This window comes from Reyranella humidisoli, from assembly GCF_019039055.1.
GTDB lineage: Bacteria > Pseudomonadota > Alphaproteobacteria > Reyranellales > Reyranellaceae > Reyranella > Reyranella humidisoli.
Genome location: NZ_JAHOPB010000001.1, coordinates 2,734,108 through 2,751,002 on the forward strand (window position 1 = coordinate 2,734,108; position 16,895 = coordinate 2,751,002).

20 protein-coding genes are annotated in these 16,895 nt (G+C 67.2%); 6 read left to right on the forward strand and 14 right to left on the reverse strand.

The annotated features are described in order from the left end of the window. Window positions 1-10: 10 nt before the first annotated feature. The 7 genes from KQ910_RS13155 to KQ910_RS13185 form a co-directional block, all read right to left on the reverse strand. A complete protein-coding gene (locus tag KQ910_RS13155) occupies window positions 11-739 on the reverse strand; it encodes a MotA/TolQ/ExbB proton channel family protein (RefSeq protein WP_216960712.1) in 729 nt (242 codons plus the stop codon). Between the two features lie 11 nt (window positions 740-750). After that, a complete protein-coding gene (locus tag KQ910_RS13160; protein ID WP_216960715.1) occupies window positions 751-1,521 on the reverse strand; it encodes an energy transducer TonB in 771 nt (256 codons plus the stop codon). 9 nt (window positions 1,522-1,530) lie between these two features. Further along, window positions 1,531-3,594: a TonB-dependent receptor family protein gene (locus KQ910_RS13165; protein ID WP_216960718.1), complete on the reverse strand. Its 2,064-nt coding sequence runs from the start codon at window positions 3,592-3,594 to the stop codon at window positions 1,531-1,533. After that, window positions 3,584-3,724: a hypothetical protein gene (locus KQ910_RS13170; RefSeq protein ID WP_216960721.1), complete on the reverse strand. Its 141-nt coding sequence runs from the start codon at window positions 3,722-3,724 to the stop codon at window positions 3,584-3,586. The genes KQ910_RS13165 and KQ910_RS13170 overlap by 11 nt, the downstream gene beginning before the upstream one ends. Window positions 3,725-3,800: 76 nt before the next feature. Beyond that, window positions 3,801-4,184: a DUF2946 family protein gene (locus KQ910_RS13175; RefSeq protein ID WP_216960724.1), complete on the reverse strand. Its 384-nt coding sequence runs from the start codon at window positions 4,182-4,184 to the stop codon at window positions 3,801-3,803. A gap of 91 nt (window positions 4,185-4,275) precedes the next feature. Beyond that, entirely contained in the window at window positions 4,276-4,872 is a 597-nt protein-coding gene (locus KQ910_RS13180; protein ID WP_216960726.1) for a peroxidase-related enzyme, read from the reverse strand. 60 nt (window positions 4,873-4,932) lie between these two features. Continuing rightward, entirely contained in the window at window positions 4,933-5,277 is a 345-nt protein-coding gene (locus KQ910_RS13185) for a hypothetical protein (RefSeq protein WP_216960730.1), read from the reverse strand. 113 nt (window positions 5,278-5,390) lie between these two features. Between KQ910_RS13185 and KQ910_RS13190 the strand changes: the two genes are divergently transcribed. Next, complete coding sequence (locus tag KQ910_RS13190) at window positions 5,391-5,885, forward strand: DUF3833 family protein (protein WP_216960733.1); 495 nt, start codon at window positions 5,391-5,393, stop codon at window positions 5,883-5,885. A 3-nt stretch (window positions 5,886-5,888) separates the two neighbouring features. Here the strand turns inward: KQ910_RS13190 and KQ910_RS13195 are convergent, their stop codons facing one another. Both KQ910_RS13195 and KQ910_RS13200 read right to left on the reverse strand, forming a co-directional pair. After that, window positions 5,889-7,076 (reverse strand): aromatic ring-hydroxylating oxygenase subunit alpha, encoded by a 1,188-nt coding sequence (locus tag KQ910_RS13195; RefSeq protein WP_216960736.1) that lies wholly within the window; start codon window positions 7,074-7,076, stop codon window positions 5,889-5,891. Window positions 7,077-7,265: 189 nt separating this feature from the next. Beyond that, window positions 7,266-7,409 carry a hypothetical protein gene (locus KQ910_RS13200; RefSeq protein WP_216960738.1) on the reverse strand — a complete coding sequence of 48 codons (144 nt, stop codon included), beginning with the start codon at window positions 7,407-7,409 and terminating at the stop codon, window positions 7,266-7,268. Between the two features lie 141 nt (window positions 7,410-7,550). On the opposite strand from KQ910_RS13200, the gene KQ910_RS13205 reads away from it, so the two are divergent. Continuing rightward, complete coding sequence (locus KQ910_RS13205) at window positions 7,551-8,033, forward strand: hypothetical protein (protein WP_216960741.1); 483 nt, start codon at window positions 7,551-7,553, stop codon at window positions 8,031-8,033. 18 nt (window positions 8,034-8,051) lie between these two features. Here KQ910_RS13205 and KQ910_RS13210 read toward each other — a convergent pair whose 3' ends face one another. Beyond that, complete coding sequence (locus KQ910_RS13210; RefSeq protein WP_216960744.1) at window positions 8,052-8,510, reverse strand: acyl-CoA thioesterase; 459 nt, start codon at window positions 8,508-8,510, stop codon at window positions 8,052-8,054. A 68-nt stretch (window positions 8,511-8,578) separates the two neighbouring features. Here KQ910_RS13210 and fghA point away from each other — a divergent pair, with 68 nt between their 5' ends. Continuing rightward, the gene (fghA, locus tag KQ910_RS13215; protein ID WP_216960747.1) at window positions 8,579-9,421 is read left to right on the forward strand and encodes an S-formylglutathione hydrolase; all 843 of its coding nucleotides are present in this window, start codon (window positions 8,579-8,581) and stop codon (window positions 9,419-9,421) included. A gap of 7 nt (window positions 9,422-9,428) precedes the next feature. Here the strand turns inward: fghA and KQ910_RS26750 are convergent, their stop codons facing one another. Beyond that, complete coding sequence (locus KQ910_RS26750) at window positions 9,429-10,661, reverse strand: GAF domain-containing sensor histidine kinase (protein ID WP_229600397.1); 1,233 nt, start codon at window positions 10,659-10,661, stop codon at window positions 9,429-9,431. Continuing rightward, window positions 10,661-13,285 (reverse strand): GAF domain-containing protein, encoded by a 2,625-nt coding sequence (locus tag KQ910_RS13230; protein WP_216960749.1) that lies wholly within the window; start codon window positions 13,283-13,285, stop codon window positions 10,661-10,663. Before KQ910_RS13230 ends, KQ910_RS26750 begins: the two co-directional genes overlap by 1 nt. Window positions 13,286-13,420: 135 nt before the next feature. Here KQ910_RS13230 and KQ910_RS13235 point away from each other — a divergent pair, with 135 nt between their 5' ends. Together KQ910_RS13235 and KQ910_RS13240 are read left to right on the forward strand one after the other, a co-directional pair. After that, on the forward strand, window positions 13,421-14,149 hold the full coding sequence (locus KQ910_RS13235; protein ID WP_216960752.1) for a sulfite exporter TauE/SafE family protein: 729 nt from the start codon (window positions 13,421-13,423) through the stop codon (window positions 14,147-14,149). A 267-nt stretch (window positions 14,150-14,416) separates the two neighbouring features. Beyond that, the gene (locus KQ910_RS13240) at window positions 14,417-15,247 is read left to right on the forward strand and encodes a hypothetical protein (protein ID WP_216960754.1); all 831 of its coding nucleotides are present in this window, start codon (window positions 14,417-14,419) and stop codon (window positions 15,245-15,247) included. Window positions 15,248-15,265: 18 nt separating this feature from the next. Here the strand turns inward: KQ910_RS13240 and KQ910_RS13245 are convergent, their stop codons facing one another. Both KQ910_RS13245 and KQ910_RS13250 read right to left on the reverse strand, forming a co-directional pair. Next, on the reverse strand, window positions 15,266-15,997 hold the full coding sequence (locus KQ910_RS13245; protein ID WP_216960757.1) for a C40 family peptidase: 732 nt from the start codon (window positions 15,995-15,997) through the stop codon (window positions 15,266-15,268). 287 nt (window positions 15,998-16,284) lie between these two features. Further along, window positions 16,285-16,494, reverse strand: a complete 210-nt coding sequence (locus tag KQ910_RS13250; RefSeq protein ID WP_216960760.1) for a hypothetical protein — start codon at window positions 16,492-16,494, stop codon at window positions 16,285-16,287. Between the two features lie 140 nt (window positions 16,495-16,634). Here KQ910_RS13250 and KQ910_RS13255 point away from each other — a divergent pair, with 140 nt between their 5' ends. Then, a complete protein-coding gene (locus KQ910_RS13255; RefSeq protein WP_216960763.1) occupies window positions 16,635-16,784 on the forward strand; it encodes a hypothetical protein in 150 nt (49 codons plus the stop codon). Window positions 16,785-16,895: the final 111 nt, after the last annotated feature.

Genomic DNA, 16,895 nt, shown 5'->3' on the forward strand with positions numbered 1-16,895 from the left:
ACCCGCGCCCTCAGTTCACGGCCGCAAGCGGCACGCCCGGCTTGCGGCCGGCCTGCAGCGCACGGCCCATCGACAGGAAGGTCAGCAACTCGAAGGCGAAGGCGTCGAGCCTGGCCGTCAGCACGCGGTTGGAGCGGGTCAGCCAGTTGTAGCCCATCACCGCCGGCAGGGCGACGGCGAGGCCGATGCCGGTCATGATCAGCGCCTCGCCGACCGGACCGGCCACCTTGTCGAGCATGCCCGAGCCCGACATGCCGATGGCGATCAGCGCGTGATAGATGCCCCAGACCGTGCCGAACAGGCCGACGAACGGCGCGGTCGCGCCGATGGTCGCCAGCATGGTGAGGCCGTTCTCCAGCGACGTCGTCTCCTCGTCGAGCACCTTCTTGATGGTGCGCGTCAGGAACTCGGTCTCGCTGCCGGCCTCCTCGAGCTTGGCCGCGCCGAACCTGGCGTGATGCGCCTGGGCGTGCAGCGAATGCGCCGTGAGATGGCCGAACGGCTCGCGTACGCCCTGTCGACCGAGTTCGTTCTGCACCTGCTCGAGCGACGTGGCGCTCCAGAAGAAGTTCAGGAACCTGCGACTGCGTTCCTGGCGGATGACCTGCCCGATCCCCTTGTAGATGATCAGGTACCACGAGATCGCCGACATCAACGTCAGCACGCCCAGCAGGACCTTCGCGACGATGTCGGCCTGCGCGAGGAAATGGCCGAAGCCCAAACTCGATGCGTCGCCCATGCGTTACGCTCCTACTGCAACGTGAACTTGATCGGGACGTGGACCCACACGGGCTGCGCGCGGCCGCCCTCGGCATAGGCCCGGAACTGCGCGGCGCGCACGGCGCTCACCGCCGCCTCGTCGAGTGCGGCATGGCCAGACGAGGCCTGCAGCGACACCTGAGAGGGACGCCCAGCGATGTCGACGAACGCGCGGACCATCGCTGTTCCCTGTTCGCCCGCGCGGCGGGAGCGCGACGGGTAGACGGGACTGGGTGCGACCAGCCAACCCAACTGCGAGACCTGCACCGTGCGCGGCGCCGTGGACGCAGCAGCCGCAGCCTGCTGTGGCTGGCTGTCGACCGGTGCGGCCGGCGTGGCCGGGCGTGGCGCGGCCTTCTGCACGGGACGCGGTTCGGGCGGCTTCGGCTTGACCACCGGCGGCGGAATCACCGGTTCGGGCAATTCGGGTGGTGGGGGAATATCGATCTTCGCCACTGGGAATTCGGGCGGCGGCAGGTCGGGCGGCGGTGGCTCGACGATCGCAGCGAGCTCCGGAGGCGGCGGCGTCAGCTCCACCGGCGGCGGCGGTTCCGCAGTCTCGATCTCGGGCTGCGCCGGCCCTTCCGGCGCCACCATCCGGACTTCCATCGGCGCCACGTCGCCCACGACCAGGCGCGCGGGCTCGACGCGGGCGAGCGCCCAGGCGCCGCCCGCGTGCAGGAGGATCACGACCGCCAGGATCGTGCGCTTCACCGCCGGCGACAGCGGTTCGGGCAGATCCTGGCGCTGCAGGTTCGTCACGTGGACGTCTCAGAACCGGGCCTGGATGCCGGCATAGACCGACGCCCCGTCGCCCGGATTGTAGAGCTGGCTGGTGGCGTTCGCCGTGCTCGTCACGCCGACGTTCGAGACGTACATCTGGTTGGTGAGGTTGCGGGCATCGACGAAGAACTCGAAGCCCTTGAGGCCGGTATAACCCGCCTTCAGCCCCAGCAGCGCGTAGGGCGCCGTCATGAACGCCGTGTTGTTGAGGTTGTCGACGTAGTAGCCCTGCGGCGACCATTCGAGGTTCGGGCCGATATAGAAGCCGCCCGGCGAATCGTAGCGGGCCTCGGCGCGGAGGTAGTAGGGCGGCGCGCCGGGGAGCTGGTTGTTGCCGTAGGTCGGATTGTTGTCGAAGCGGTAGTCGCTCACCGTCAGCGCCATGCGGCCGGTGATGCGGTCGTTGCGCTCGCTGCGCCACGCCGTGCCGTTGAGGCCGAGCTCGATGCCCTGGTGGATCGCGTTCGGGATGTTGATCGCGATGGCCGAGCCGCCGAAGCCGGGCACGACGAGGAGCTGCAGCTCGTTCTTCACCCACGACCGGTAGAGCGAGAGGTCCCACCCCACATTTTCACCCAGCTTGCCGCGCGTGCCGATCTCGGCTGTCCATGAGGTCTGCGGTGCGAGCGGCGCGAAGCCCGGCGCGAAGCTGGGATTGAGTTCCGACCATGTCGGCGGCTCGGAGGCGCGCGAGACGTTGGCGAAGAATTGCAGCCCCGGACGAGGCTCCCAGAGCGCGCCGATCTTCGGGTTGATCTCAAAGTAGGACGCGGCGCCGGAATCGTTGCCGTTGACGAGGTAGTTGTCGGTCAGCACGCGGTTGGCCCAGTTGAACTGGATACCGGTGACGATCGACAATTCCGGCGTCGCGTAGAACCAGTTCTCGCCGTAGATCTCGACGCTGCTCGAGAACTCGGTGTTGTCGTTCGTGAGCGGTCCCGGCATGCCGAACCGGTTGACGAACTGCCGGTTGCGGTTGGTGCCGCCGAAATAGTTGGCGCCGACGATGAAATCGTTGCGGTGGCCGAACAGCTGGCGCGAGCCCTTGTATTGGCCGGTGACGCCCCAATCGAGCAGGTTGTTGTCGATGACCGCGAAGGTCAGCGGATGGAACAGCGACTTGGACTTCACGTAGCTCTGCAGGGTGAAGGCATCATCACCAACATCGACGACCGTGGTATTGGCGAATCGGAAGGAATCGATATCGCGCCGCGTGTTCTGCAGCACGTTGGCGAGCGGCCCCTGGCGCGGGTCGGTCCAGAATTGCTGCTGGGTCAGTGAGCCGGGGATCTGGTTGCGGACCTGGTTGCCCGAGAAGAAGAACCGCGTCTCGACGTTCGAGCCGATCTGCGCGCCGACATTGCCGTTGAGGCGCTGCAGGCTCTGGTTGGTATGCTCGCGGAAGCCGTTGCCGCTCAGGTTGGTGAAGGACAGCCACGCGTCCCACGGACCCTCGCCGAAGCCCGCCGCCGCCTGCTGGCCGAAGGTCTGATAGCTACCACCGTAAACGCGGGCGGCGAGGCCGGGATTGCTGCGGCCTGTGGGAGATACGAAGTTGATCGCACCGCCCAGCGTCATGGCACCATAGCGCAGCGCGTTCGCGCCCTTGTAGACCTCGATATATTGCTGGGCGAGCGGATCGATCTCGTGGAAGTCGCCGCTACCGTCGGCCTGGTTGATCGGCGATCCGTCCTGCAGGAGCCGCACGCCGCGCAGGTGAAAGTTACGCGACAGACCGGAGCCGCGGATCACCAGCTTCGAATCCTCCTGGCCGTACTTGCTCTGGATCCAGACACCCGGCGTGTAGTCGAGCATGTCCTTCATCGTGGTGGCGCGGCCGTCGAGATAGCGCGAGGCCGGCACGACCTCGACGCCACCTGGCGTCTTGTTGATCTGCTCCTCGGCATCCTTGATCGACGGGACCGTCAGTGATGCGGTGCCCGTGACGGTAATGGCCGGCATCGTGACCTGTGCCTGGTTGACCTCCTCGGCGGAGGCTTCGAATGCCCCGGCCGCCAGCAGCAGGCCGGCGGCGATGTGCCTAGCGCGCATGGGCACCTCCCGACGTCAGGAGCGCGTAGAAGATCGTCGAGGGGACGGGTGTAAGCAGGGCGGAAACGGGCGGCGGCACGGCGGCCAGCCCCGTCGGGGCGACGCAAGTCGCCTGGGGAATCGAGAACATGAGAGCTTCCTTGAATGGCTGACGCGAGACAGCACGCGCGCCGGCGGCGCGCGCGTTGCACGAGGTAGGTCAGTCCTTACGGAAGCGGGGGTGCGCGCGGCTGCTGCGGACCGTCGCGAATCGCGCCGGTCGTGGGATGCTGATGGTGCGAGGCGACCCGGTCGGATGACTGGATCTGTTCGACGAAGATGGATGCAACCGACGGCCCGAGCAGCACGGGCGAATGTGCCAGGCCGAAGCAGCAATCGTGAACCTTGGCCGACGACTGGCCGGAGCTATCGGCGTCGCCGTCCTTGCCGGTCTGGCAGATCGCGCCCCACAGGCTCGCGGCGGCTTCCGGCCCGCCCGTGCGCAACATCACGGCATGCGCCAGCGGTTGCAGGATCGCCAGCGTCACGCCGAACAGAGCCGCCATCAACACGAAGGCGCGAATCTGTGACGGGGACCGCGGAGCAGACATCAGTGCAATTATGGCGGTGACGCCGCAATTCACAAAGAATGATTTTCATCCACGATGCCGCACGCAGGGCAGCGTGGGCGTTCCGCTCCCCTCAGCTGCGGCCCATCGCATAGAACTCTTTGTTGGGACGCATGCTGGTGACGTTGGCCATGCGGTTGGACAGGCCGAAGAAGGACGCGATGGCGGCGATATCCCAGACGTCTTCCTCGTCGAAGCCGTGGCCTTTCAGAGTCTCGATGTCGGCGTCGCCGACGAGATGCGCCGACTGGCTCACCTTCACCGCGAAGTCGAGCATCGCCGTCTGCCGCGGCGAGATGTCGGCCTTGCGGTAGTTGATGGCAACCTGGTCGGCGATCAGCGGGTCCTTGGCGCGTATGCGCAGGATCGCGCCGTGGGCGATCACGCAGTACTGGCACTGGTTGAGGTTCGAGGTCGCCACCACGATCATCTCGCGCTCGGCCTTGGTGAGATTGCCTTTCTTGTCCATCAGCGCGTCGTGGTAGGCGAAGAAGGCGCGGAACTCCTCGGGGCGATGGGCGAGCACGAGGAAGACGTTGGGAACGAAGCCCGACTTCTCCTGCACCTTCTCGATGCGCTCGCGAATGTCGGCCGGCAGGTCGGCGAGGCGCGGTACGGGGAAGCGGCTGATGGCGGGGGCTTCGGCGGATGCTGACTCTGGCGCGGACATGGCGTGTCTCCGGGACTCTCGTGATGCTGTACCGTGCGGCGCGCGGCGGCCGCGCGCCGCTCAGCGTTCGTCTTCGTCGTCGCTGTCGAGGCGTTCGACGACACGGACCATGCGGCCGTTCTCGTCGAACAGGATCTTCAGACTGTCATATTCCGTCCCGCCCGGCGTGTCCTTCAGGTAATGCCAGTGGGCCACGGTGCGGTCGCCCTGGCCCCTGATGCGGGTCGCCTTGCCGAACTGCGTCACGGCATCCTGGTAGGTCGAGAGCCCCGGCCTCAGCCGGTCGGCCGCATCGACGTCGAACGGCTGGCCGATCGAGCGGGCGCAGGCGCCGAGTGCCAGCAGGCAGGCGAAGGCGGCAAGGCCGCGGCGGATCAAGCTGGAAGCGGGCGGGGGCGGGGGCACGCCATGATCTCCTGAGGGCTGCGCATGGGGCGGTCATTCGGGTCACAGATGGGGTGCGATTTTCCCAGCGCAACCCGGACGCAACGCCCTGGCCTGCCGCCGCGTTGACGGACATGGATATCAAGGATTTTGCCGGCACCTCGCCGGTACTGCTTCCCGAGGCATTTCTCGTCGGCGAACTCGAAGGCTGGGGCGTCATCGAGCGCGTGACCGGCGGGTTGCTGCAGCGCTTCACCGTGAAGGCGCGCGGCAGCTGGGACGAGACGTCGGGTGTTCTCGCCTTCACAGAGACGTGGACTTTCGACGACGGGCGGCAGGATACGCTCTCCTGGCGAATCGCCCGGCGGGCGGACGGACGCTATGCCGGCCAGGAGCCGCGGCTCGAGGGCGAGGCGGAAGGCGACGCGCTAGGCTGTGCCTTCCATTGGCGTTACACGCGCGACACGCCGCAGAAGGGCGATGGGCCGGGCGACGGGGAGAACTCGATGGTGTTGAACTTCAATGACTGGTTCTACCGTATAGACGAGCGCGTCGTGATGGTGCGCGGCAGCGCCGGCCGCGCGGGCATCCCTTTCACCATCATTCATGCCGCGTATCGCCGGCTGTAGCGCTCAGGCTTCGTCCGAGACGGTCGACGATGTGCCGACCGCGTCGTCATGCCCGGCCATGAGCCGGGCGTAGGACTCCTCGAACCATCCGATCCGTTCCTCCAGCACCGACAGCAGCGGCGCCCGGTGGACCTGGTGTGCCACGAGTTGCAGGCGCTCGCAGGCCTGGTGGTCCTCGCGCATGATCCGGCGGACAGTGCGCCAGATCAGGCGTCTGCGAATCGGGTCGCTGAGCGGTCGCGTCCAGCGGATGGGCCAGGGGTGCTCGGCCGGAAAGGCCACCGGATGGATCGAGACACGCTGGACCGAACGATCGTGCGCGACGGGAACATATTGCTGGATGCAGCAATGGAAGAAGGCGCCGCCGGAATGAAACAGCGAGACGACGAGGTTCGGCAGGATCTGGAAGATGCAATAGTGGCTCGGCCTGAACGAGCCGTTGGCACAGGCTTCGGCCATCTTCTCCAGCGCCTGCGGCTCCTTGGTGACGAGAAGGGCGCTGTGCAGGCCGAAGCGGAGATAGCTGACGTCGGCCCGGTGCATATAGCCGTTCCGGCCGATGGTCGTCGGATGAACGGCGACACCGTGATAGTCGTCGAGGGTGATCTGAAGGTTGAGCTTCCAGTTGGCCGCGACCGGCGTCGAAATCGCCTGCGGCGACGGTCCACCCGAACGCGACAGGGCCTCGAGGATCGGGAAGCCGGTGCCGAGGAACTCAGAAAGCGATTCGCGCGGCCCTTCCGATGCGAAGCGGCCGAAGATGAGCGCGCCGCAGGTCGCGATCTCGACAGGCGTCAGACGTGCGCCCAGCGCGCGCGATACGGTGCCGAACTGTTCCTGGCACATCGGGATGCCGATGGCGCAGCCGTCGTTGACGTAGCGCCAGCCATGAAAGCCGCAGACGATCGGTCCATGGCCCTTGTCGCCGGTTCGCAGCGGATAGAAGCGATGGGCGCAGACATTCTCGAAGCCCTTCAGCGTCGCGTCGAAGCGCTGCACGAAAACGGAGCGGGTGGCCAGCGAGGCACGGAACCAGTCGCCGTCCTTCGCCAGGTCGCTGGTGAATCCCAGGAAGGTCCAGACCGAAGCGAGGCGGTGCTGCTCGTCGGAGAAGGCTTGTGGATCGACCAGCGTCCGCGCCCAATTCGGTGTAAAGGCGGATGCGCCGCGCTGGGGCGTCTTCGGTGACATACGAGAATCCTGCACATTCGTTCGGTGCCTGCAAGCTCGGGCATTCCCGGGGCAAGATGTTCAGATCTTCCTGGCAGCGAGCGCCTGCAACTGACCGCCCAGCGCATTGGCGACCAACCGCACGCCCTGGATGACGCCGGCGATATTCTCCCTCAGTCGGGTCTGCACGGCATCGTGGAAGGTGCCGCGCTAGGTGACGATCGCGTCGCTGATCTTGACCTCGATTGCGGTGCCGCCATCGATCTTGCCCGACAGGCAGTCGCGCATGTCCTGGAGGATGCTGTCATAGCTTCGCGCATGCCCCTTGATTGCCGCTGCCGGCCACTCCTTCATCGCCCCGCATCGTCCCCTGGTGAGCAACGAATGTTCCGGCGGGCAAAGCGTTGCAGGGCGACCGCTCTCGGAGCGGCGACTGTCGACGTCGCGGGTCGGTGGCGGCGCATCGGTCCGACTTCGCACGGAGGAGGCCAGCGCTTGCCCCGAGTGCCGCTCGCGGGCATTGTCGACCTTCTGCGTCGCTCGCACTGGACTCTCGACATGCCCCTGCACTGGACCATCGACTCGCGCCTTCGGCTGTTCGCGGCCGTCTGCGATGGCGATGTGGTCCTGGAGGAGGTTCATCGGATGATCGACGTGGCCGTGGCGTCGAACGCGCTGGGCTATCGCAAGATATTCGACGGCACCCATGGCGACACCCGGATGGGCCCTATCGACATTCTGGCGATCGGCGTCCGCATGCGGGCGCTGGAGAAGGAGGCGGAGTTTCACGGGCCCCTGGCCGTGATCCTGCCGGAAGACAAACATCTGATCCTGACGCGGCTTCTCGGGATCCTGGCGGCCAGCAAGCGTCCGTTGCGTGTGTTCGGGGATGCGGACCGCGCCCGCAAGTGGCTTGACTCCGTTTCGCATCGACGCGCGCCGCCTGAGCCTCGGGGATTGCCGGTTCCGGCGCTCTGAAAAGCGGACCGTCTCGTCTCAGCCCTCCGAAGCGGCGCTCATCAGATCGGCCATGACCGCCTTCTGCGCCTCGGTCAGCGCAACGCTGCGGCGCGTCTCGGCCTCGACATAGACATGGACGAAATGGCCCACGGCGGCAGGCGCCTCGCCGTCGCGCCTGAAGATCGCCAGCTCGTAGCGCAGCGAGCTGTTGCCGATGCGGCCGAGGCGGATGCCGACATCGACCGTCTCCGGAAAGCCGACCGGCGCCAGGAACTCGCAGCCGCTGGCGATGCAGAGGCCGATCGAGGTCTGGCCGGGCGCCCGCAGGATGCCACGCTCTATCGCGAGCGTGGTGAGCGCCGTGTCGAACCAGTTGTAGTAGACGGCGTTGTTGACGTGGCCGTAGGCGTCGCAGTCGGCCCAGCGGCTCGCGATCGGCAGCCACCACCCGTAATCGCCGCGCCGCTCGTCCTTCGCCGTCTTCACGCCCGCCATCACGATCTCCTTGGTCCTCGTCCCACACTCTCCTGTATCATCGAAGCCGGTCGAGGAGTGGTGTGCAAATGAGCGTTACGATGCGGAGCGAACAGGCGTGCTTTGGCGGCACGATCGGATTCTACAGCCATGCCTCGCAGGAGACGGGCACCGAGATGAAGTTCTCGGTCTTCGTGCCGTCGGGCGCGGCGGCGCGGCCCCGTCCGGCGCTCTATTTCCTCGCAGGGCTTACCTGCACGGAAGAGACCTTCATGATCAAGGCGGGGGCCCTGCGCCACGCCGCCGAACACGGGCTCGTACTCGTGGCGCCGGACACCAGCCCGCGCGGGCTCGGCCTGCCGGGCGAGGAGGATGGTTGGGACTTCGGCACGGGCGCGGGATTCTATCTCGACGCCGAAGCCGAGCCGTGGCGGCCGCACTACCGCATGTATTCCTACGTGACGCGGGAGCTGCCCGCGTTGGTCGAGGCCAGCTTCCCGGTCGTGGCCGGGCGGCGCGGCGTGTTCGGCCATTCGATGGGCGGCCACGGCGCGCTGGTGATCGCGCTGCGCAACCCGCAGAGCTATCGCTCGGTATCGGCGTTCGCGCCGATCTGCAATCCCGTCGCCGTGCCGTGGGGCGAGAAGGCGTTCGGCAATTATCTGGGGCCCGATCGCAAAGGCTGGGCGGCGTGGGACGCGAGCCTGCTGATGCGCGACCGGCCTTTTCCCGATTCGATCCTCGTCGACCAAGGGCTGACGGATCAGTTCCTCGCCGCGCAGTTGCGGCCCGAGGCGCTGGAGAGCGCCGCCGCCGCCGCGGGCCAGAAGCTGCTGCTGCGCCGGCACGAGGGCTACGACCATTCCTACTGGTTCATCCAGAGCTTCGTCGCCGACCATATCGCCTGGCACGCCGAACGGCTCGGCGCCTGAGGGCGGATCAGGCCGCGCGCGCGGGCATGCGGAAGAGGAAGGTGGTCCTGTCGGGCGTCGACCTGGCCGTGAGCGTGCCGCCATGGGCGCGGGCGATCTCGCTGCAGATGTAGAGGCCGAGGCCCAGCCCCTGCTGGCTGGCGCGGACCTCGCCGCGAAAGAAGGGCTGGAACAGTTTTGCCAGCGCCTCGGCGGGAATCGGATCGCCGTGGTTGCTCACCGACAGTTCGAACGTGCCGTCCTCGACCCTGGCGTCGATCGCGATCGGGGTGCCTGGCGCGCCGTACACGACGGCGTTGCCGAGCAGGTTCGACAGGAGCTGGCCGATGCGACCGGCATCGCACGAGACCGGCTGGTCCATCGCGATGTGGCTGACGAAGCTGCGGTCGGGCGAGGCCGCGTGCAACTCGTCGACGACTTGGGCGAGTAGCGGCGTCAGCTCGACGTCGCGCCGCTCGAGGTCGATGCCGTTGCCCAGCCGGCCGCGTGCGAAGTCGAGGATGTTGTCGATCAGCGTCGACATACGCGAAATGCTGCCCTGGGTGAGGTGCAGCATCTCGTCGAGCGTGAGCCGGCCGCGCTTCACGAGTTCGGCGCCCGCCTGGATGGAAGCCAGCGGATTGCGCAGGTCGTGACCCAGCACGGCGATGAACTGCTCACGCAGCTCGGACTCGCGGTTGGCGTGTGCCAGTCGGGCGGAGGTCGCCTCGGCGCGGGTCTCGGCCTTCTCGCGGGCGGTGCGCTCCATTGCGTTCAGCCGGCGCAGCTCCATCATCTTCATGATCTGCCGCGCGGTCAGGCGCAGCAGCGCCTTCTGGTTGTCGTCGAGTTCGCGCGGCTGGTAGTCGAGCACGCAGATCGTGCCGAGCGGCAGGCCCTCCGGCGATTCGAGGAGCGCGCCGGCATAGAATCGCAGGTGCGGCTCGCCGGTGACCAGCGGGTTGTCGGCGAACCGGGGGTCCTGCAGCGTGTCGGGCACGATGAAGAGGTCCGGCTGCAGGATGGCATGGGCGCAGATCGAGGCGGGCAGCGGCGTCTCGCGCACGCCGAGGCCGACCTCGGCCTTGAACCACTGGCGGCTCGAATCGATCAGGTTGATGACAGAGATCGGCGTGCCGCAGATTGCGCTCACGACCCGCACCACCTCGTCGAACTCCTCCTCGCGCGGCGTGTCGAGGATCTCGTACGCCCGAAGGGCGGCGACGCGCCGGATTTCGTCGGAGTGTCGGCGGGCTTCCATCAGCCCGTCGTAACAGATCGGGCCGTCCCCGTCCCATCCGCCGGCGCCGGGTCGCCGATCAGCTCGTGCACCGCGCGTGCGACGATCTCCAGCGTGTAGGGCTTCTGGACGACGATTCGGCTGCGATGCTCCATCGGCAGCTGGGCCTGCTCGCCGTAGCCGGTGGCGAAGAACAGCGGGATGCCGAGATCGTTCAGCCGGTGGGCGATCGGGAAGCTGTTGCGATCGCCCAGGTTGATGTCGAGCAGGGCGAGGTCGGGCCGCGCATTCTCGATGGCGTCGAGGGCGGCCTCGATGGTCGCCGCGGTGACGACGCTCTCCGCCCCCAGCCGGTACAGGATGTCCTCGGCGTCGAGCGCGATGATCAGACTGTCCTCGACCAGCAGCACCGTCTGGTCTTTCAGGATCTGCCCCGGCAGCGCCTGCGGATGGTCGGGGGCGGAACGCTTGAAGCGCACGGGCCGCGCCTGGCCCGGACGCGGCTCGACCACATGGCGTGCGGGAATGCAGAACTTGGCGCGGATGCCGGCCGGGTCGTAGGCGATCTCGGCGGTGCCGCCCAGATCGTAGGGGATCGAGCGCTCGATGATGGTGGTGCCGAAGCCCTTGCGCTTGGGCGGCGTCACCGGCGGGCCGCCGCTCTCGGACCATTCGAGTTGCAGGTCGCCCTTGGCGTCGAGATGCCAGCCCAGCCGCGTGCGGCCGTCCGGCACCGACAGGCTGCCGTACTTGGTCGAGTTGGTGACGAGTTCGTGCAGCAGCAGCGCCAGCGTCGAATAGGCCTGCGGCTTGAGGAGCAGGGGTTTGCCCTCGGAGACCAGCCGTTCCTTGTCGCCCACGATCGCCGCGGTCTCCGCGTCGATCAGCGCCTGCATCGGCGCAGGCCCCCAATGATCGTCGGTGATCTGGTTGTGGGCGCGCGCCAGCGCGTGGATGCGGCCGTCGACCAGCCGCACGAAGTCGCGCACCGCCGGCGTGCCCAAAGGATCATTGGCGGGCTGCGACTGGCGGATCAGGCCCCGGATCACGCCCAGGATGTTGCGCACGCGATGGTTCAGCTCCGCGATCAGCATCTCCTGCCGCGCGCTGGCCTGCTGGCGCTCCGCCGTCGCCTCGTCGGCGAGGCGCAGCACGACCTCGATCAGGGTCGCGCGCAGCGTCTCGGCGACGCGCAACTCGGCGGGACTGAAGGGCTGCGACTTGCCCTGCACCAGTTCCTTCCATTCCTCGAAGCTCTGGCGCGGCGTGAGGCGCGGACCGTTGGGCCCGTACTCTACCGGCTTGTGCGGATCGCCACCCCAGCGCACCGCGCGCACCAGCTCGGAGCGGAACAGCACGACGTAGTCGCGCGGCGAGCGTGAGATCGGGATCGCGAGCATCCCGGCCGCGGTCGAGGCGAAGGCGCCGGCGCCGTCGAGGATCGAGCCGATATGGTCGGTGGCGAACACCTTGCCGGCCGCCGTGCCGTTCAGGGCGCGGATGATGCGGCGGAACTCCTCGGTGGGCGGGGTGACGCCGGAGAAGGCATAGGAGCCGGCGATCCAGATGCCCATGCCGTCGGCCGGGATGGCGCGCATCAGGATGTCGGCCAGCCACTCGGGATCCTGCAACAGCGTCTCGTTCGAGGCGATGGCGCCCAGGAGCTGGTCTGAGATGTCGCGCGCGCGGCGTTCGTAGGCCACGTGCTCCCGCCGCTCGCGCGCTTCCAGCCGCATCGAGAACATCTGCGAGAACAGCTCGCACACGGAGCGGCGCTCGAAGCTCGGGCAGCGCGGCGAATAGTGATGGCAGGCGAACAGGCCCCACAGCCGGTCCTCGACGATGATCGAGATCGACATCGAGGCGCCGACGCCCATGTTGCGCAGGTATTCGATGTGGATCGGCGAGACCGAGCGCAGCATCGAAAGCGACAGGTCGAGCGGCCGGCCCGACGGGTCCATTTGCGGCACGATCGGCACCGGCTTGGCGTCGACGTCGGCGATGACGCGCAGCAGGTTGCGCCTGTAGAGCTCGCGCGCCTGCTGGGGGATGTCGCTGGCGGGATAGCGCAGGCCGAAAAATGTGCCGATGCCGGGCTTGCAGGCCTCGCCCACGACTTCGCCCGAGCCGTCCGGCGCAAAGCGGTAGACCATCACGCGGTCGAAGCCGGTGAGGCCGCGCACCTGGCGGGCGCCCTCGCGGAAGAAGGTGTTGAGATCCGTGCACTGGTCGAGGCGCCCGATCATCGAGCGGACGAGGCTGGTGGAATCCTGCTGCTCGCCGGAAGAGGGCTCGCCCTCGATGACGACGCTGCCGCCCGACAGATGGAGCGCGAGGTCGAGAGGCGGCCGGCCCGCCACCACCTCGACGCTGAACAGCCGTTCGACGGAGTCGGGACCACGCAGCATGATCGTGCGGTTGCGCAGGTCGTGAACGGAATCGGCGGAGAACACTTCCGACAGCGCCTTGCCGAGGATTTCCTCGGGGCCTTTGCCGAGCCACGTCTCGACGTTGGCCGAGGCGCGCGCCACCATCCAGTCGGAGGTCAGCGCGATCAGGAAACCGATGGACTGGACGGCGCCCAGAATGTGAATGGGCTCACGGTCGCAATTGGTGAGATCTACGCTCTGAACAGGCTCGTTCACCCAGGACTCCAAGTTCGTCGCCGGGGACGAGTCCCACACTCATCGCGTACCCGAACCCATGCTCCCCCGAGCCTTCTTCAACGCCGCCAGGCCGCCAGGGTTGCAGACCGGCCACCATCGCATAGAGTCGCGCGCATGCTCACTGCCCTGGCTCTGCTTGCCATTTCGGCCGTTTACGCCAGCGTCGGTCAGGCCGGAGGCACGGGGTTTCTCGCGATCATGGCCGTCTCGGGCGTTCCGATCGACCAGCTGCGTCCGACGGCGCTCGCCATGAACGTCGTGGCGTCGGCCTATACGACGTGGCGTCTGCACGTGGCGGGGCTGATCGACTGGCGGCGGCTGGCCACGCTCGTCGTGCCCGCGCTTCCGGCGGCTTTCGTCGGCGGGCTCATCGCGCTTTCGCCGGGCGTCTATACGATGGTGACCGGCGCTCTGCTGCTCGTTGCCGCGACCTTGATGGTGGTGCGGCCGAAGGAGGCGCCATGGGCCGGTGGCCCTCTCTCGCGCCGTAGCACCCAAGCGGGATGGGCGGTGCTCGGCACGGCGGCGGGTCTCCTGTCGGGCTTGTCGGGCATCGGTGGCGGCGTGTTCGTGGCGCCAGCCCTGATCGTGTTGGGGTGGGCGCGGTCCCGGGAAGCGGCAGGCCTGTCCGCGCCTTTCATCCTCGGCAATTCGATTGCGGGCCTGGCCGGCGCCCTGCTGTCGGGGCAGCAACTCGCGCCAGAGTTTCCGCTTTTCGCGGCCGTTGCGCTGCTCGGCGCCGCCCTCGGCGTCGTCTTCACACGGCGCCTTTCCGAGCGCGCGATCCGCCTCGTCCTTGCGGGCATCGTATCGATCGCCGGCCTTCGCCTGCTGTCGCGATGACCCGTTGCCGGGCCGGCCTCAGCGATCGCGTGTATTCTCGCTGTCCGTGGGCCGCTTCGGGCTGCGGTCGTTGCGGTACTGGATGCTGCTCACGTTCGGCCAGAGCGGTTTCGCCATGCTGTTCCCTCGAAGCCCCTTGTGGACTTGTTGAAACGATGACGCTTGGTCCTTACGCACCGCTTACGATGAGACCGGCGGTGCGGCGCCGTTTCGAACCATGAAACATGTGCCTTCGGAACGGCTAACCGCAGGCCGCGTAGAGGAGTGATGCAGAGTCTCTATCCGGTGATATCGGCGCTGGGCGTCGGCGTGGCGGTGGCGCTCGTGGCGCAGTTCACGAAGGGACGCAGCGTGACGAGACGGTTCGTCCTGGGTTTCGTAGCAGCGCTTGCCGTCGGTGCCGGGTTTGCCGTTGCGCGGCCTCAGTTCGAGTTGTTCGCCTTCGAACGCAGCGACGATTATGCTTGGTCGATCGTGCGGGGGCGCATGATTGCCCAGGATCCTGTCCTGCTCGACGTATTCGCGCTCGACCCCGCCATCGAGACCGATCTCCGGAAGGGTCTGCTGCCGATCCTGCGCGAGCAGCGCGGGGGTATGAACGATCCCGCGATGTTGCAGGCCGTCGCGAAGGCCGCCGCCTCCACCTTCCGCAGCAAGGTGATGCCGGTGGCCCAGCGCGGCTCCGACGACGCGGTCGCGGCCTGGGGCGACGGCACGGTGGCAACGTTACTGGCGTTCCGTACCGTCTCGGACGAGGCCTGCGCCGACTATGCGATGACCGGCGTCAACCGCACCTCGCCCAACCTGCGGGTCGATGCGGCGCTGTCGGCCCGCCAGCGCGCCATGGTCGCGGCTTACAAGTCGAGCGATCCCGGCAACAAGCTTCCATCGGGCGAGGAACTGGGCGCCGCCTACGAGCATGCGCGCACGCTCGCGCAGCCGCCGTTCGAGGAGGCCGACATGGCCGCGTTCCGCGATCTCAAGGATCAGCCGAAGGCCCGGCAGTGCGATCTGATGCTGCGCCTGTTCGGTGCCATCGATCGTTTGCCGCTGCGGGAGAAGGCCGCGATCTACCGAACGATCATGGCCAACGGGTGAGAAGGCGAGCGGGCGTCCTTACTGCGGGGAGAGCCTGACCGCCGTGATGTAGCGCTGGCGGTAGTAGTCGGCGTCGAGGTTCGTCACCATCACGGGCGATCCGCGATGCGTGGCATGAACGAACTGGTCGTTGCCCGCGTAGATGCCGATATGGGTGAAGGTGCCGCGATAGCCGAACAGGACGAGGTCGCCGCGCTGCAGGTCGTTGCGTGCGACCGGCGTACCCTGGCGCACCATGTCGTGCGGCATGCGCGGGATGCGCTGCCCGAAGACCGCGCCGTAGAGATAATAGACGAAGCCGCTGCAGTCGAAGCCGGTCTGGGGCGAGATGCCGCCGTAGCGATAGGGCGTGCCGAGATAGTTCATGGCGCGCGTCACCAGCCGGTCGCCCCACTCGTTCGCGATCGCAGGCGTGGCGCCGGCAGCGGTGGTGGAAGGGGGGACGGAATAGGCCGCCGCCTGGACCGAAGCCGGAGCGGCACTGGTGAAGCCGCCGAACGCGGCATTGTCCTGCTGCCACTTGGCATTGAGCTGGTCGGCAACCTTGTCCGTCGGGTCCGACTGGACGACCGGCCGGGCCTTGGCCTTCACGGCCTGCTTCACCTGGGGCGCCTTGACCTGCGCGCTGGCCGGCGCGAAGGCGGCGATGCCGAACGTCGTGAGAACGGCCAGGATCGTGAACGAAAAGGCTTTCGCCTTGAGAAGGGGGCGTGCGCGGGAAAAAAGGCGTCGTCCGTTTCTCAAGGTCATGAAATTCTTCTCCGGTTGGAACCACGGGGTGGGCCGGCGGCCGGAGGCATAGTGGCCAAGCGAGCTACCCGCGTCCAACAAATGTTGCAAATTTGCCACATTGGTCACAGGCAGGTTAACCATCTGTAATTACTGGTATTTTGCGATATTTCCACAGCGCGGCTCAGCAGCGTGCACGGTCCGCGAAGGCATCTGCAGGTGCGCATCGCCGCAATCCGGCCGGTCATGCCGGCGGCTTCTCCTCGCGTATTCCTGTCAGGGTTGTCGTTGCCGCTCCCCGGACCGGCTCAGGTAGCCGCGACTTTCTCCCGGCGGCGCAGCGACCAGTTGCTCTGGATGCGGATTTCCGGATTGGGAACGGTCCAGCAGGCGCCGCCTTCGTCGAGGAAAACGACCCAGAGGAGATGGGACTCGGACCCATAGTCGATGACGAAATGGGCCAGGCCCGGTCCCTTGGACGTCTCGAGCGGCAGGGGCGGGTTCAGTTGGGTGATCATGCCTGTTGAACGAGCGCGCATGCCCCTCGTTGCCAAGGGTTGCGAGCATTCCGCCCAAAGGCCGTGGCGAGAACTGTCCTTCGACGGTCGACACCGCCAAGCACCCGGGGCGCGCTCAACTGCAGGGGGAGGTTGAAAACGTGCTTTTTGTCCCGGTACGGCTGGCCGGCGGGGACGCGCTGTGGGGCCGCGCCGGCGCCGACGTCTATGCGGGTTATGCCGACAGCTACCAGGTGACGGGCTACGATGTGATCGACGACTTCGCTCGGGCACCTCGAAACTCGACCTGACGGCGGTAGGCATCAATGCGAGCCGGATCGTGATCCAGTCGGACGGCGGATCGACCAGTCTCTATGTCGAGGCGACTCCCGGCGCGTTCGACCCCGCTACCGATCTCGTGG

Coding starts and splice junctions, on each gene's coding strand:
- KQ910_RS13175 (WP_216960724.1), bottom strand. CDS start 4,184: ATGTCTGCTCCGCGGTCCCCGTCACAGATTCGCGCCTTCGTGTTGATG.
- KQ910_RS13200 (WP_216960738.1), bottom strand. CDS start 7,409: ATGAAGGAGTGGCCGGCAGCGGCAATCAAGGGGCATGCGCGAAGCTAT.
- KQ910_RS13240 (WP_216960754.1), top strand. CDS start 14,417: ATGCAGAGTCTCTATCCGGTGATATCGGCGCTGGGCGTCGGCGTGGCG.
- KQ910_RS13250 (WP_216960760.1), bottom strand. CDS start 16,494: ATGATCACCCAACTGAACCCGCCCCTGCCGCTCGAGACGTCCAAGGGA.
- KQ910_RS26750 (WP_229600397.1), bottom strand. CDS start 10,661: ATGGAAGCCCGCCGACACTCCGACGAAATCCGGCGCGTCGCCGCCCTT.
- KQ910_RS13190 (WP_216960733.1), top strand. CDS start 5,391: ATGGATATCAAGGATTTTGCCGGCACCTCGCCGGTACTGCTTCCCGAG.
- KQ910_RS13155 (WP_216960712.1), bottom strand. CDS start 739: ATGGGCGACGCATCGAGTTTGGGCTTCGGCCATTTCCTCGCGCAGGCC.
- KQ910_RS13170 (WP_216960721.1), bottom strand. CDS start 3,724: ATGTTCTCGATTCCCCAGGCGACTTGCGTCGCCCCGACGGGGCTGGCC.
- KQ910_RS13180 (WP_216960726.1), bottom strand. CDS start 4,872: ATGTCCGCGCCAGAGTCAGCATCCGCCGAAGCCCCCGCCATCAGCCGC.
- KQ910_RS13195 (WP_216960736.1), bottom strand. CDS start 7,076: ATGTCACCGAAGACGCCCCAGCGCGGCGCATCCGCCTTTACACCGAAT.
- KQ910_RS13210 (WP_216960744.1), bottom strand. CDS start 8,510: ATGGCGGGCGTGAAGACGGCGAAGGACGAGCGGCGCGGCGATTACGGG.
- KQ910_RS13245 (WP_216960757.1), bottom strand. CDS start 15,997: ATGACCTTGAGAAACGGACGACGCCTTTTTTCCCGCGCACGCCCCCTT.
- fghA (WP_216960747.1), top strand. CDS start 8,579: ATGAGCGTTACGATGCGGAGCGAACAGGCGTGCTTTGGCGGCACGATC.
- KQ910_RS13165 (WP_216960718.1), bottom strand. CDS start 3,594: ATGCGCGCTAGGCACATCGCCGCCGGCCTGCTGCTGGCGGCCGGGGCA.
- KQ910_RS13235 (WP_216960752.1), top strand. CDS start 13,421: ATGCTCACTGCCCTGGCTCTGCTTGCCATTTCGGCCGTTTACGCCAGC.